The 818-nt window shown below is 63.0% G+C and carries 1 protein-coding gene; it reads right to left on the bottom strand.

Annotated features, from left to right (window positions below; genetic code table 11):
• A partial coding sequence (locus CFR71_RS15910) for a 3'-5' exonuclease (RefSeq protein ID WP_275405121.1) occupies positions 1-764 on the bottom strand: 764 nt, incomplete at its 3' end.
• Positions 765-818 lie beyond the last annotated feature (54 nt).

Below are 818 nucleotides of genomic sequence, written 5' to 3'. Positions count from 1 at the left end.
GCCAGTGCCGCATGCTCCAGCAGGTGTTCCACGCGCCGGAAACCCTGGGCCAGTTCGATCAGTTCCGCGAGGTTTTCGCGCTGGGTTGCGGCTTCATCCGAATCATCAGCCCGCAGCATGTCCAGATACCCTGTTGCCTCGAGCAGGCCGGTAAGGCGCTCCCCAAGGCTTTCCCCTTCCCGACATCCGATCTGTCTGAGAATCTGGACGAATCCCTGCAGCGCCACGGCACATCTCGGGGACAGCCGGGTCCGTGTGGCCGCCGCGCATAGCGACAGACCACCCGCCGAAGCCTCTATCTCGATTTTCCCCAGGCCCCTGGCGCCAAGGCCCCGCGGGGGCCGGTTGGCCATCCGCCGAAAGGCTTCGTCCGACCTGCGCTCATCGGGCCATGCGCAAAGCGTCAGCAGGGCCAGAGCGTCCTTGACGGCAGTACGCCGATAGAAACCCACATCTCCGATGATCTCGTAGGGGACACGGGCGTGGAGCAGTGCTTCCTCCAGCGTTCGGGAGAGCCTGTTCTGGCGGTAAATGATAGCCATGTCATGCCAGGCGACGCCGGTCGCCGCGCGGCGGCCAATCTCCCGGATGAGCGCCGCAGCTTCCTCGGTGGCGTAGGAGAACCCCAGAACCTCGATCGGGAGGCCCTCGCCCCGACGTGTAAACAGTCTCTTTTCGATCCGCGACGGGTCAAATGAAATCACCGCATTCGACGCATCAAGAATATGGCGGGTGGAACGGAAGTTCTCCTCCAGCTTGAACATCTTCGCATCAGGAAACTCATGCGGGAAGTTCCGCAGGAAGCCGACTTTCGCCCC

Source organism: Novacetimonas pomaceti (genome assembly GCF_003207955.1).
Classification (GTDB): domain Bacteria; phylum Pseudomonadota; class Alphaproteobacteria; order Acetobacterales; family Acetobacteraceae; genus Novacetimonas; species Novacetimonas pomaceti.
Note: the sequence above shows the minus strand (reverse complement) of the source record. Positions and strands in the feature narration are given on the sequence as shown.